Source organism: Kitasatospora sp. NBC_01246 (assembly GCF_036226505.1).
Classification (GTDB): domain Bacteria; phylum Actinomycetota; class Actinomycetes; order Streptomycetales; family Streptomycetaceae; genus Kitasatospora.
The window spans coordinates 1275905-1289397 of the sequence record NZ_CP108484.1; the positions used below are offsets into that span (position 1 = coordinate 1275905).

Genomic DNA, 13493 nt, shown 5'->3' on the forward strand with positions numbered 1-13493 from the left:
TCACCCTGTTCGCACGAGCTGTCGGACGCTTCGACTATGTCTTCCTTCAACCGACTGCTCACCCGCGTCCGCCGCCGGGCCGGCGCCCTGGCTCTCCCCTGTACGGTGCTCTCGACCCTGGTGCCGGTCCTCGCCCTCGGTGCCGGGGCCGTCCCCGCCGTGGCGGCGCCGCTGCCCGGCGGCCTCGGCCCGTGCGTACCGGGCAGCTGCCCGCCCAGCTACCCGACGTCGATCAACAACCTCCCGTTCACCGGCCGGGACAACGGCATCAACATCTTCGTCGGCAACCAGTTCCAGGTCGCCGGGCGCGCCGCCGAGGCCGAGGGCCGCGTGGTCGTCCTCGACAGCTTCGCCCAGGCCAAGGAGGCCGGCGTCAGCTCCATCTACAACATCGGCATCGCCGGCGTCGGCTCCCGGGTCCCCCCGCCGGACGGCGCCGACTTCCTCACCACCGGCGGCGGCATCACCATCGCCCCCGGCCAGACCCTGGTCGCCGAGGGCGGCGTGGTCCGGCACGCGGGCACGGTCACCGGCACGGTGACCGGCACCCTCGTCACCGACCCCGACGCCGTCCGGCCCTACAGCGGACTGCGCGACCAGCTCACCACCGCGTCCGACTGCTACGCCCGCGTCGACGGCACGCCGCGCACCCCGACCGGCACCGCCGTGAACCAGGGCGGGCAGACCCTGTTCACCGGGGACGGCAGCTCGGCCCTCCAGGTGTTCAACGTCGACTTCGACCTCACCGGGCCGACCGGTGGCCAGCAGGGCGTCGTCTTCGCCGGCATCCCCTCCGGCGCCACGATCCTCGTCAACGTCCTCGGCGCCACCCGGGCCCTGAACACCTACAGCGGCGGCATCAACGACTCCGACGACCCGCTCAACGCCTACCGCGACCACCTGCTGTGGAACTTCCCCGACGCCACCGCCGTCACCCTGGCCGGCACCGGCCAGTTCCAGGGCAGCTTCCTGATCGGCCGGCAGGCCTCGCTGACCACCGTCACCCTCGCGGGGATCAACGGCCGCTTCTTCACCACCGGCTCGCTCACCCACACCAGCCTCCCCGTCGGGGGCGGCGGCCAGGAGTTCCACTCCTACCCGTTCAACGGCGACCTCCCCTCCTGCACCACCCCGCCGGTCACCGGTGAGGTCCGCGTCCTCAAGACCGACGCCACCACCGGCGCCCCCCTCGCCGGCGCCGTCTTCGAACTCTGGCACGAGACCAACAACACCCCCGGCCTCCAGACCACCGGCACCAACCCCGACACCCGACTCGGCGCCACCTGCACCACCCCCGCCGACGGCATCTGCCGACGCACCGTCGACACCGGCACCTACTACTGGCGCGAAACCACCGCACCCACCGGCTACGACCTCCCCACCGACCCCGTCTTCGGCCCCCTCGCCCTCACCCCCCAGAACGCCACCACCGGCGTCCAGGTCACCGCGGCCGACCAACCCCACACCCAACCACCCGTCACCGGTGAGGTCCGCGTCCTCAAGACCGACGCCACCACCGGCACCGCCCTCGCCGGCGCCGTCTTCGAACTCTGGCACGAGACCAACAACACCCCCGGCCTCCAGACCACCGGCACCAACCCCGACACCCGACTCGGCGCCACCTGCACCACCCCCGCCGACGGCATCTGCCGACGCACCGTCGACACCGGCACCTACTACTGGCGCGAAACCACCGCACCCACCGGCTACGACCTCCCCACCGACCCCGTCTTCGGCCCCCTCGCCCTCACCCCCCAGAACGCCACCACCGGCGTCCAGGTCACCGCGGCCGACCAACCCCACACCCAACCACCCGTCACCGGTGAGGTCCGCGTCCTCAAGACCGACGCCACCACCGGCGCCCCCCTCGCCGGCGCCGTCTTCGAACTCTGGCACGAGACCAACAACACCCCCGGCCTCCAGACCACCGGCACCAACCCCGACACCCGACTCGGCGCCACCTGCACCACCCCCGCCGACGGCATCTGCCGACGCACCGTCGACACCGGCACCTACTACTGGCGCGAAACCACCGCACCCACCGGCTACGACCTCCCCACCGACCCCGTCTTCGGCCCCCTCGCCCTCACCCCCCAGAACGCCACCACCGGCGTCCAGGTGACGGCCGGAGACTGCCCCTCGCCGACGCCGCCGCCGGACGGCTCGATCGACCTGACCAAGCGGGACGCCAAGACCGGCGAACCGCTGGGCGGCGCGCAGTTCCAGCTCTGGCGGGAGACCAACGGAGTCGCCGGCCTGCAGACCGGCGGAGCGAACCCGGACACCCGCACGGGCCCGGGCTGCACCACCTCGGCCGAGGGCGGCTGCGCCTTCACGCACCTGCCGGCCGGCCAGTACTACCTCCGGGAGACCGCCGCGCCCGACGGCTACCAGCTCCCGCACGACCCGGTGACCGGCCCGTACCGGGTGGACGCCGATGACTGCGTCACCGTGGACCTCACCAACAAGCGGCACCACCACGACGACGACTGCTAGCCGAACGGCTGCCGTCCCCAGGGCGCGGCGCCCGGTACGCCGGACCCGCCGGAGCACCCTCCGCTCCGGCGGGTCCGGCGCGTCCGGGCCGGCCCGCCCCGTCCGGGTGCCGGGGCCCGGACGGAGCAGCGCACACGGCGCCCCGGCCGCGCCGCGGGTACGTTCGCGGTGTGCAGCAGAGGTCACACCATGTCAGAGGACCGGCCGCGGCCGGTGCCGTCGCCGCCGCGCTGGTGCTCGCCACCGCGGCGTCCGCGGCCGTCGCGCAGGACGCGACCACCGTGGTCGGCGGCGAGCGGCTGGGCCGCCCCGCCGTCCAGGTGGCCCCGCTGGCCGGGGCGCCCGCGCTGCCGGTCGAACTCACCGGCCGGTCCTGGCTGGTCGCCGACGCGGCCACCGGTGACGTCCTGGCCGCCCGCAACGCCCATCTGCCGCTGCCGCCCGCGAGCACCCTGAAGATGCTCTTCGCCGACACCGTGCTGCCCAAGCTGGACCGCTCCCTGGAGCACAAGGTCGCCCCGGCCGAGCTGGCCAACCTGGGCGTGGGCAGCAGCCTGGTCGGCATCAAGGAGAACCTGCCCTACCGGGTGGAGGACCTCTGGCGGGGCGTCTTCCTCAGCTCCGGCAACGACGCGGTGCACGTCCTGGCCCACATGAACGGCGGCCTCGCCCGGACCGTGGCCCAGATGCAGGACCGCGCGGTGGCCCTCCAGGCCCGCGACACCCACGTGGTCTCGCCCGAGGGCTACGACCAGGAGGGGCAGGTCTCCTCGGCCTACGACCTGACGCTGTTCGCCCGGGCCGGGCTGCGCAACCAGGACTTCCGCTCCTACTGCTCCACCCGCACCGCGCGCTTCCCCGGCGGGGTGGACAAGACGACCGGTCAGCGCACCGCCTTCGACATCGCCAACACCGACCGGCTGCTCGGCAAGTACCCGGGCCTGATCGGGGTGAAGAACGGCTACACCACCGGCGCCGGTGCCACCTTCACCGGCGCCGCCGAACGCGGCGGCCGCACCCTGCTGGTGACGGTGATGCACCCGGAGTCGCAGACCAAGGTGTACGACGAGGCGGCGAGCCTGCTCGACTGGGGCTTCGCCGCGGCGGGCCGGGTGGAACCGGTCGGCCACCTGGTGGACGAGCCGGCCGCCGCCGCGTCCGCCCCCGCCGAGGCCCCCGCGACGGGCGTCGTGCCGCACGCGATCCAGCAGGCCCACCACGCGCTCGGCCCGGCCGGGTGGACGGCGCTCGTGCTCGGCGGGGCGCTGGCGCTGTGGGCGGCGGGCCGGACCCGGGCCCGGCGGCTGCGGCTGCGCCCGGCTGCCGCCGAGGCCGCCGCCCCGCTCGCGTTCGCCCGGACGGGTGCCACCGCGCTGGGCGGCTCGACGGCGGTGGGCGGTCGCGGCCGCCGCGCGGGCGGCCCGCGCCCTGCGGTCGACGGTGCGGTCGGCCCGTCGGCGGCTGCACAACCACCGGGCCTGACTCCCCGGCGGCCACCGCGCCGCCGGCCGCGGCCGTCCGGACCGCGTCGTCCGTCGGGCGGTGCTCCGCCGGCCCGGCGTGCGGCCGGGCGCCGCCCGCACACCACCGATGGAACGGAGCCTGCGATGACCGACCTGCCCTTCGACGACACCACTGACTTCGAGGACGCCGACCGGGGTTTCCTCGGCGCGCTGGTGCCCGCCGTGGTCCGGGCCGCCGACGGGCGGGTGGTCTGGGACAACGACGCGTACGGCTTCCTCGCCGCCGACTGCCCGGACACCGCCCGTCCGAGCCTCTGGCGCCAGGCCCGGCTCTGTGCCCGGCAGGGGCTCTACGAGGTGGCCGAGCGGGTCTACCAGGTGCGCGGCCTCGACCTGTCCAACATGACGCTGGTCGAGGGCGAGCGCGGGGTGATCGTGATCGACCCCTTGATCTCCGCCGAGACGGCCGCCGCCGCCCTCGCGCTCTACCGGGAGCACCGCGGTGACCGGCCCGTCACCGGCCTCGTCTACACCCACTCGCACGGCGACCACTTCGGCGGCGCCCGCGGCGTCCTGCCGCCGGGCAGTGAGGAGGGCGTCCCGGTCATCGCGCCCGCCGGCTTCCTGGAACACGCCGTCAGCGAGAACGTCTACGCGGGCAACGCGATGACCCGGCGGGCCATGTTCATGTACGGCGACCGGCTGCCGAAGGCCCCCGACGGGCAGATCGGCGCCGGCCTCGGCATGACCACCTCCACCGGCACCATCACGCTCGTCCCGCCGACGGTGGACGTCACCCGCACCGGCCAGGAGGAGACCGTCGACGGCGTGCGGATCGTCTTCCAGCTCACCCCGGGCACCGAGGCCCCGGCCGAGATGAACTTCCTCTTCCCCGACCTGCGGGCACTCTGCCTGGCCGAGAACGCCACCCACACCATGCACAACATCCTGACGCTGCGCGGCGCGGTGGTCCGCGACGCCCGGATCTGGGCCCGCTACCTGGACGAGGCGATCGAGTACTTCCACGGCCGGTACGACGTCGCGTTCGCCTCGCACCACTGGCCGACCTGGGGCCACGACAACGTGGTCGCCTTCCTCTCCGAGCAGCGCGACCTCTACGCGTACCTGCACGACCAGACCCTGCGCCGGCTCAACGACGGGCTCACCGGGACGGAGATCGCCGAGGAACTGCGGCTGCCGCCCGCGCTGGAGCGGCGCTGGCACGCGCGCGGCTACTACGGCTCGCTGAACCACAACGTCAAGGCCGTCTACCAGCGCTACCTCGGCTGGTTCGACGGCAACGTGGCGCACCTGTGGGAGCACCCGCCGGTGGCCCAGGCGCAGCGGTACGTCGAGGTGGCCGGCGGCGGCGACGCCGCGCTGGCCAAGGCCCGGGGCTACGCGGACTCGGGGGACCTCCGCTTCGCGGCCACCCTGCTCAACCACGTGGTGTTCGCCGACCCGTCGAACCGGGCGGCCAGGGAGGCGCTGGCCGGCGTCTACCGGCAGCTCGGCCACGGCGCGGAGAACGGCCCCTGGCGCAACTTCTACCTGGCGGCCGCGGGCGAACTGCTGGACGGCCCCGGGACGGTCCTGCTCGACGCCGCCAACCCCGCGATGACGGCGGCCCTGACCACCGCCATGCTGCTCGACTCGATCGCGATCCGGATCGACGGGCCGCGCGCCTGGGACGAGGCGCTGACCATCGACCTGGTGCTGACCGACGAGCGGCTGCGGTACCGGGTGACACTGCGGCACGGCGCCCTCACCCACCGGTCGTTCCCGGCCGGGGACGCGCCCCGGTCGCCGGCCGGGCTGACGCTCACCCTGACCAGGCCGCAGTTGCTCGGCCTGCTGGCCGGCCAGGCCCTCGACACCGTCCGGCACGAGGGCGACCCGGGGCTGCTGCCGCGGCTGTTCGCCCTCGTCACCACCCCGGAGCGGGCGTTCCCCGTGGTCACCCCCTGACGACGGTCACTCCCCCGGCCCACGGCGCGGCCTAGAATGCGGCCATGAGCGCCGCCACCCCCGACCCCGCCTCGCAGGACCGGCTCGCACGCCTGGTCCGGCTCTCCGCCGGGAACTACCTGCTGGTCACCACCTACAAGAAGGACGGCAGCACGGTACCGACCCCGGTCTGGGTGGTCCGCGACGGCGACGCGCTGGGCGTCTGGACCGTCACCGACTCCTGGAAGGTCAAGCGGATCCGCAACCGCGCCGACGTCCTGGTCGGCCCGTGCGACGTCAAGGGCCGGCCGACCGGCGAGCAGTACCCGGCGACCGCCGAGATCCTCGGCCCCGAGCGGACCGCCGCCTACCGGACGCTGCTGCGGCAGAAGTACGGCCTGCTGGGTGTGCTCACCCTGCTCGGCAGCCGGGTGCGGCGCGGCGAGCGCGGCACGGTCGGCATCCGGATCACGCTGACGGACTGAGCGGCTCCGGCAGGGCCGGCCGGTCCTGCGCCCGGGCGCAGGTGTCCAGGACCACCCGGGCGACCAGCTCAGGGTCGTCGTTCATCGGCACGTGCCCGCAGCCCGGCAGCCGGACCAGCCGGGCCGCCGGGAGCTCCCGCAGCGCGCGCACGCCCTGACGGCGCAGCAGGATGCGGTCCCGGCTGCCCCAGGCGACGGTGACCGGCACGTCGCCGGCGGCCCCGGTGAACCGCAGCCCGCGGCCGGCCGCGAGGGTGGGGCCGAAGCCGGTCGCCTCGCGCAGCGCCCTGGTCTCGGCGACGGCGGCGGCGGGCTCCCGGCGGCCGGGGCGGGCGTAGATGGAGCTGACCAGGAGCGCGCGGCCGGCCGCGGAGCGGGCGATCCGGCCGACGGCGGGCGGCGGCAGCAGCCGCGCGCCGAGCCGCATCCCGCCCAGCACCGCGTAGGCGTAGCGGCGTTCGGCCTCGGTCCAGAAGCCGGCCGGGGCGAGCGCCGTCACCGAGCGGGCCAGGCCGGCCCGGCCGAGGCCGAGGGCGAGCAGTCCGCCGAGGGAGTTCCCGGCGACGTGCGGGCGTTCGATCCCGAGTTCGGCGCAGAGCCTGCCGAGTACCGGCACCACCGCCTCCAGCCCGTACGGCACGCCCGGCGGCAGGGCGGGCGAGGCGCCGAAGCCCGGCAGGTCGACGGCGATCACCTCGTGCCGCTCGGCCAGCGCGGGCAGCACCGGCTCCCAGGCCTGCCAGTGGTGGCCCACGCCGTGCAGCAGCAGGAGCGGGCGGCCGGACCCGAGCCGCTGGTAGCGGACGGTCACCTCCCCCGGTCCGTGCGGGGCGGGCAGCGCGAAGGTGACGTCGGCGGGCATGCGGCTCCTCTGCTGGACGCGATGTCAGCAAGGATTACCGACGAGTAGCCCGCCCGGCAAGAGGTGCGCCCTGCCGGCCGCTCAGTACCGGACGGCCCTGACCACCACCGGCAGCAGCGTCTCCTCCGCCGGCCGGCGGCTGAACGCGACCGGGGAGGCCTGCGCCCCGACGGCGAGGTGCTCCGCGCCGACGATCGAACTGTCCACGGTCTTCCCGCTGGTGTCGGTGAAGTCGACCTGCACCGCGTACGAGGCGGTGTTCACCCCGTCGTTGGTGATGGTGACCACGACGGCGTGCAGCCCACCGGTCTGCGCCCGCGGCACCCCGGTGATGGTGACGTCGCCCAGCGCGTTGCCGCCGTTCTCCAGCGTGCCCAGCGCGGCCGCCGCGTTCTGCCGCACCTGCTCGCCCTGTGCCGAGGCGGAGGCCGCGAACGAGGCGGCGGCGGCCGAGCCGGACTCGGCGGCCGCCGACGCCGACGCGAGCGCCGACTCCGCGGTCGAGGCCAGCGCGGACGGCGGCTCCCCGGAGAACGACGACGGGTTGGGCGCCGTACTCAGCGTCGAGGCCTCCGAGCGGGTGACCGACGGATTGGTCGACGAACTGCTGCACGCGGCCAGCACCGCGGCCCCGGTCAGCGCGGCCACCAGCGCCACGGCCCGCGGCCCGGACCACCCCCGGCGAGCACCCTCGGCAGGACGGTTCGGGAAGCTATGGAGTTCACGCACCGGAGTTCCCTCTTCTGATCGGCGTCCAGCGGCCGACGACCGCTACGTCCCCATGCTTCGCAACGACCGCCCCCGCCGCGAAACCTGCTCCCCCGTTCGGGTACCCCCGGCCTCACCGACACCGTCGCCGACACCGGCCTCGGCTGCGGCCGGCGCTCCTGTTTCCGGCTCGACACCCCGCTGATGGACGGCGGCCCCGGCGCGTTCCCGGGGGTGAGGGCCGGGGTGGTGTTCCGGGCGTGGTGTTCCGGGGTGATGTGCGGGTGGTGGGAACCGGTGGGGGTGGTGGGCCGACTGGTGGGGGGTGAGTGAGATGACGCCGGGTGGCCGGCCGTGGAGTGTGGTGGCGGGGTTCGCCCTGCTGTTGGTGGTGGTGTTCGTGGCGGCGTTCGCGCTGGGGCGCGGGGCCGGACCGGTGTCGCCGGGGCTGACGCCCGGGAGCGGCGGGGGCGGCGGCGCGCCGGGGATGAGCGGGCACGACATGGGGGCGGGCCGGTGAGCGCCATCGCGGACGCGCCGGCCGGGGCGCCGGTCAGCACCGACCTGACGGTCGGCGGGATGACCTGCGCGGCCTGCGTCGGCCGGGTGGAGCGGACGCTGGCGCGGATCGACGGGGTCACGGCGGGCGTCAATCTCGCCACCGGGCGGGCGCGGGTGCTGCACCCGGCCGGGGTGGCCGTCGGGGACTTGGTCGCCGCGGTCGAGCGGGCCGGGTTCACGGCCACGCCGGCCGGGGCCGGGCAGCCGCCGGTGGACCGCGCCGAGGAGCCCGCGGAGCGGTGGCGACTGCTGGTGACCGCGCTGGCGGCGGTGCCGGTGGTGGTGCTGTCGATGGTGCCGGCGCTGCAGTTCCCGGCCTGGCAGTGGGTGTGCTTCGCGCTGGCCGTCCCGGTGGTGACGTGGGGGTCGGCCGGCTTCCACCGGCGGGCCCGGCAGGGGCTGCGGCACGGCACGGCGACCATGGACACGCTCGTCAGCCTCGGCGTGGTGGCGTCCTTCGGCTGGTCCGCGTACGCGCTGGTGTTCGGCGGGGCGGGTGGGCTCGGCATGCGGATGCCGTTCTCGCTGACCGCCGACGGCGGGGGCGGCGCGCACGTCTATCTGGAGGCGGCCGTCGGGGTGCCGCTGTTCGTGCTGGCGGGCCGGCTGCTGGAGGGCAGGGTGCGGCGGCGCACCGGTTCGGCGCTGCGGGCGCTGGCCGAGCTGGGGGCCAAGGAGGTGTGCGTCCGGGATCCGCGGTCCGGGCAGGAGCGGCTGATCCCGATCGAACAGCTGCTGCCCGGCAGGGAGTTCGTGGTCCGCCCGGGCGAGCGGGTGGCCACCGACGGGGTGGTGGTGGAGGGCGGCTCGGCGCTGGACCTCAGTCTGCTCACCGGCGAGAGCGCGCCGGTGGAGGTCGGCCCCGGCGATGCCGTGGCGGGTGCCACGGTGAACGTCGGCGGCGCTCTGGTGGTCCGGGCCACGGCCGTCGGTGCGGACACCCAACTGGCCCGGATCACCGCCCTGGTGGCGGACGCGCAGGCCGGCAAGGCGCGGGCGCAGCGGCTCGCGGACGCGGTGGCCGGGGTGTTCGTGCCGTGCGTCCTGGCGGTGGCGGTCGCGGTGCTCGGCTTCTGGCTGGGGGCGGGCGCCGATCCGCAGGCGGCGGTGACGGCCGCGGTCGCGGTCCTGGTGGTGGCCTGTCCGTGCGCGCTGGGCCTGGCCACGCCGACCGCACTGCTGGCGGCGACCGGCCGGGGCGCGGAGCTGGGCGTCCTGGTGCGCGGGCCGGAGGTGCTGGAGAGCCTGCGCCGGATCGACACCGTGGTCCTGGACAAGACCGGGACGCTCACGACCGGGCGCACCGAGCTCGGTGAACTCACCGTCGTGCCCGGGGTGGAGGCGGACGAGGTGCTGCGGCTCGCGGGCGCGGTCGAGCAACGCTCCGAGCACCCCGTGGGCCGGGCCGTCCTGTCGGCGGCCCGGGCGCGCTGCGGGTCGCTGCCGGCGGTGGCGGCCTTCGCGGCCACCGCCGGGGTCGGTGTCACGGGCAGCGTCGAGGGGCGGGCCGTCCGGGTGGTTCGGCCGGAGGACTCCTCGGCGGAGCTGCCCGCCGTCCTGGCCGGAGCGCGGGACCGGGCCGGGGCGGCCGGCCGGACACCGGTCCTGGTGGAACTGGACGGCCGTGCGGTGGCCCTGCTCGCGGTCGGGGACGCCCTGCGCTCCGGCAGCTGGCGGGCGCTGCACCGGCTGCGCGCGCTGGGGTTGGAGACCGTCCTGCTGACCGGGGACGGCCCGGGGGCGGCCCGGGCGGTGGCCGCCGAGCTGGGCATCGAGCGGGTGCACTGCTCGGCCTCTCCGGCGCGCAAGGCCGAGGTGGTCGCCGAGTTGCGGGCCGCCGGGCGGACCACGGCGGTGGTCGGCGACGGGGTCAACGACGCCGTCGCGCTGGCCTCGGCTGACCTCGGGGTGGCGCTCGCCTCGGGCAGTGACGCCGCGATCGGGGCGGCCGGGCTCACCCTGGTGCGGGGCGACATCGAGGCGGTGGTGGACGCCGTCCGGCTGGCCCGGCGGACGCTGGCCACCATCCGGGTCAATCTGCTCTGGGCGTTCGGCTACAACCTGGTACTGATCCCGCTGGCGGCGGTCGGGCTGCTGAACCCGATGCTGGCGGCGGTGGCGATGTCGCTGAGTTCGCTGCTCGTGGTGGGCAACAGCCTGCGGCTGCGGACGTGGCAGCCGGGGCGCGGCGCGGGCCGTCCGGGCGGCGGGCCGCGCCGGGGCGCCGCGGGGGTGGCCGGGTGAGCGCCCGGTCCGGCGGCCGGAGGGCCGCACGGCTGCGGGTGGTCGGGCCGCCGGTGGCCGCGGCCGCGGTGGCGCTGGCCCTGCTCGCCGGCTGGACGGCGGTCGGCGGGGCCGGGCGCCAGCGGCCGGTGGAGGCGGGCCCGGGCTGGGTGCTGCTGCCGGCGACCAGCGGGGCGAGCGCCACGGCGGCGTTCTTCACCGTCCGCAACCCGGGCGACATACCCGACGAACTCACCGGTGCGAGCTGGGAGTTCGGCGGCCGGATCACGCTGAAGCGGCATCGGCACGAGGGCGCGGCGGGCCGCTGGGAGCCGGCCGCCGTGCTGCCCGTGCCGGAGCGCGGCGAGCTGGCGATGGCGCCGGAGGACGCCGACCTGATGATCGTCGACCCGCCGGAGCTGCGGGCGGGGCAGTGGGTGGAGTTCACCCTCAGCTTCCGCCACAGTCCGGACCTGCGGGTGCGGGCGGAGGTCGTACCGCCCGGCGGGCGGCGCGCGGGCTGAGCCCGGGCGGCCGGCTGAGAGCAGGCGACGGACCGGGGCCGGGCGGCGGGCTGAGAGCAGGCGACGGACCGGGGCCGGGCGGCCGGCGGCGGTGCTCGCGGGCGAGCCGTCGACTCCGGCCAGAACGGGTGGCGTCATCGGTCTTCCTTCCGTTGCGGATCACGGACCACTGCGGCCGGGGCCGGTGCGTCCTGACCCGCCGTCGACTCCCCCACCCTCGTCCCGGGAGCGGCCCCGGTGCCAGGGACCGGCGGGCCCCGGCACCGGGGCCGGAAGTCCCGCCGGGTGTGTACACGACGGACCGGGCCCGGGCGAGGTCCGATGGTCCCGCCGCGGGTCCCCGTCCCGAAGCGCGGGGCTATCCCCGCCCGCCGCCGAGGGTGCGCGGGTAGGCCGGCTGGGCGGCGGCGGACTGGCGCAGCTCGGTGGCGATCAGCGCGGCCTGGACGCGCCGCTCCACGCCGAGCTTGGCCAGCAGAACGGGAGACGTGGTTCTTCACCGTCTTCTCGGCGAGGTAGAGGCGCTCGCCGATCTGCCGGTTGGTCAGGCCCTCGCCGATCAGGGCCAGCACCTCCTGCTCGCGTCCGGTCAGCTCCGGCCCGGTGGCGGCGGGCGGCGGCGGGGCCGCGTCGTTGCGCAGCCGGGTGAGCAGCCGGGTGGCGGCGGCCGGGTCGAGCATCGACCGGCCGGCGGCGACCGTACGGACGGCGGTGACCAGGTCGGTGCCGCTGATCTGCTTCAGCACGTAGCCGGCCGCGCCCGCCATCACGGCGTCGAGGAGCGCCTCCTCGTCGTCGAAGGAGGTGAGCATCAGGCAGGCCAGGTCGGGCATCCGGGAGCGCAGTTCGCGACAGACGGACACCCCGTCACCGTCGCCGAGGCGGACGTCCAGGACGGCGACGTCGGGGCGCAGGGCGGGGACGCGGACGAGGGCCTGCGCGGCGGTGGCGGCCTCGCCGACCACCTCCAGGTCGGGTTCGCCGTCCAGCAGGTCGTGGACGCCGCGGCGCACCACCTCGTGGTCGTCCAGCAGGAACACCCTGACCGGTGCCGGGGTGTCGGTACCGGCCGTCTCGCTCGCCATCTCGCGGCTCCACCTTCCTCGCGCCCGGCACACTGCCGCGGGCCCACCGCATCATCGCCGACCGGAGGGTGCCGGCCCAGGGCCCAACGACCCCATTCGGGCCGGCTGCCCCGAAGCGGCCCACCGACGGCACGGCCCACCCGGCGTCTCCCGGCCGACGCCGGCCCGGCGCGGCGCCCGGTCAGGGCCGGTGGCGGCGGGCGTTGGCGAGACCGATCAGCAGGAACGCCGTCGAGACCACCCCCGCGCCGGCTGCCGCTCCGCCCAGCCGGGAGGCGAACGGCCCGCCGGCGGTGAGCAGCAGGGACAGCGCACCGAGCGCGGCGACGGCGAGCCCGACGAGCAGCCAGCCCGCCAGGATCCGGGCCGCCGGGCGCGGGCCGCGTGGCACGGGGCCGGCGTCGAGCGTCGCCCAGCGCCGCCCGGACTCACGCTGCTCGCCCCGCCGGTGGCGGTACGCGCGGACCCGCAGGACCGCCCCGGCGACCAGGCCCGTCAGGGCGAACCCGGCGGCGGGCCGCCAGTCGGGGACGGCCGGCAGCACTCCCCCGGCGAGCGCGAGCCCCGCCCAGCAGACCACGCAGGCCGCGGCGGCGGTGCGGTGTCGCGGGGCCCGGGGGCCACCGCGACACCGCACCGGCGGCGGACCGGCGCTACCGGCCGGCGGCCCCGGCCGGGGTCAGCCGGTAGCCCGTCACCAGCTCCGGCCGGATGGCCACGAGGTGGTCCGTACCGGCGTCCACCCAGGGCGTCAGCAGCGCCCGGTACCGGGCCAGCAGGACCGGGTCGGTGACCGGGCGGGCGTAGCCGGTGACGACCACGCTCCAGCCGAGCCTGGTCCGCGGGTCGATGGCGTCGGCCTCGTAGGCGACCACCACGCCCGCCGCGTCGGCCCCGAGCGCGGCCGCGCCCAGCGCCGCCGCGTCGTCCGCCCGGATCACCACGGTGTCGTCGACCAGCAGGTGGTTGACCGGGCGGACGGCGGGCAGCGCCCGCAGCGTGAAGACGATCCGCCCGAACGGCGCGCTGCCGAGCAGCCGCAGCGCCTCGGCCCGGTCGATCGGCACCAGCCGGCGCGGCGGGGCCCCGGTGTGCGGCGGCCGACCGCCGCCGGGCGGCTGCCCCGCGAGGCGGCGCAG

The 13493-nt window shown here is 76.3% G+C and carries 10 protein-coding genes and 2 pseudogenes; 7 read left to right on the top strand and 5 right to left on the bottom strand.

The window, feature by feature from the left end; translation table 11 throughout:
• Positions 1–36: 36 nt before the first annotated feature.
• The 4 genes and pseudogenes from OG618_RS05775 to OG618_RS05790 all read left to right on the top strand — a co-directional run bounded on the left by OG618_RS05775 (position 37) and on the right by OG618_RS05790 (position 6391).
• On the top strand, positions 37–2496 hold the full coding sequence (locus OG618_RS05775; protein ID WP_329486108.1) for a SpaA isopeptide-forming pilin-related protein: 2460 nt from the start codon (positions 37–39) through the stop codon (positions 2494–2496).
• Positions 2497–2816: 320 nt separating this feature from the next.
• Positions 2817–3476: pseudogene (locus OG618_RS05780) on the top strand (D-alanyl-D-alanine carboxypeptidase family protein); the annotation flags it as partial.
• 627 nt (positions 3477–4103) lie between these two features.
• Positions 4104–5927 carry an alkyl/aryl-sulfatase gene (locus OG618_RS05785; RefSeq protein ID WP_329492022.1) on the top strand — a complete coding sequence of 608 codons (1824 nt, stop codon included), beginning with the start codon at positions 4104–4106 and terminating at the stop codon, positions 5925–5927.
• A 44-nt stretch (positions 5928–5971) separates the two neighbouring features.
• Positions 5972–6391 (top strand): PPOX class F420-dependent oxidoreductase, encoded by a 420-nt coding sequence (locus tag OG618_RS05790; protein ID WP_329486109.1) that lies wholly within the window; start codon positions 5972–5974, stop codon positions 6389–6391.
• Here OG618_RS05790 and OG618_RS05795 read toward each other — a convergent pair.
• Together OG618_RS05795 and OG618_RS05800 are read right to left on the bottom strand one after the other, a co-directional pair.
• The gene (locus OG618_RS05795) at positions 6375–7253 is read right to left on the bottom strand and encodes an alpha/beta fold hydrolase (protein WP_329486110.1); all 879 of its coding nucleotides are present in this window, start codon (positions 7251–7253) and stop codon (positions 6375–6377) included. The two genes, OG618_RS05790 and OG618_RS05795, sit on opposite strands and share 17 nt — an antisense overlap.
• 81 nt (positions 7254–7334) lie before the next feature.
• Positions 7335–7982, bottom strand: coding sequence for a hypothetical protein (locus OG618_RS05800; RefSeq protein ID WP_329486112.1), 648 nt, complete (start codon positions 7980–7982; stop codon positions 7335–7337).
• A gap of 304 nt (positions 7983–8286) precedes the next feature.
• On the opposite strand from OG618_RS05800, the gene OG618_RS05805 reads away from it, so the two are divergent.
• The 3 genes from OG618_RS05805 to OG618_RS05815 are packed head-to-tail and all read left to right on the top strand — an operon-like array spanning position 8287 to position 11269.
• Positions 8287–8481 (top strand): hypothetical protein, encoded by a 195-nt coding sequence (locus tag OG618_RS05805; protein WP_329486113.1) that lies wholly within the window; start codon positions 8287–8289, stop codon positions 8479–8481.
• Between the two features lie 5 nt (positions 8482–8486).
• The gene (locus tag OG618_RS05810) at positions 8487–10766 is read left to right on the top strand and encodes a heavy metal translocating P-type ATPase (RefSeq protein WP_442906932.1); all 2280 of its coding nucleotides are present in this window, start codon (positions 8487–8489) and stop codon (positions 10764–10766) included.
• Positions 10763–11269 carry a copper chaperone PCu(A)C gene (locus OG618_RS05815; RefSeq protein WP_329486115.1) on the top strand — a complete coding sequence of 169 codons (507 nt, stop codon included), beginning with the start codon at positions 10763–10765 and terminating at the stop codon, positions 11267–11269. The genes OG618_RS05810 and OG618_RS05815 overlap by 4 nt, the downstream gene beginning before the upstream one ends.
• 358 nt (positions 11270–11627) lie before the next feature.
• Here the strand turns inward: OG618_RS05815 and OG618_RS05820 are convergent.
• From OG618_RS05820 to OG618_RS05830, 3 genes and pseudogenes are all read right to left on the bottom strand, one after another.
• Positions 11628–12354, bottom strand: a pseudogene (locus OG618_RS05820) (response regulator).
• A 181-nt stretch (positions 12355–12535) separates the two neighbouring features.
• Positions 12536–12934, bottom strand: a complete 399-nt coding sequence (locus tag OG618_RS05825) for a hypothetical protein (protein ID WP_329486116.1) — start codon at positions 12932–12934, stop codon at positions 12536–12538.
• Positions 12935–13007: 73 nt separating this feature from the next.
• Complete coding sequence (locus OG618_RS05830) at positions 13008–13493, bottom strand: pyridoxamine 5'-phosphate oxidase family protein (protein WP_442906933.1); 486 nt, start codon at positions 13491–13493, stop codon at positions 13008–13010.

Coding starts and splice junctions, on each gene's coding strand:
- OG618_RS05795 (WP_329486110.1), bottom strand. CDS start 7,253: ATGCCCGCCGACGTCACCTTCGCGCTGCCCGCCCCGCACGGACCGGGG.
- OG618_RS05785 (WP_329492022.1), top strand. CDS start 4,104: ATGACCGACCTGCCCTTCGACGACACCACTGACTTCGAGGACGCCGAC.
- OG618_RS05790 (WP_329486109.1), top strand. CDS start 5,972: ATGAGCGCCGCCACCCCCGACCCCGCCTCGCAGGACCGGCTCGCACGC.
- OG618_RS05775 (WP_329486108.1), top strand. CDS start 37: ATGTCTTCCTTCAACCGACTGCTCACCCGCGTCCGCCGCCGGGCCGGC.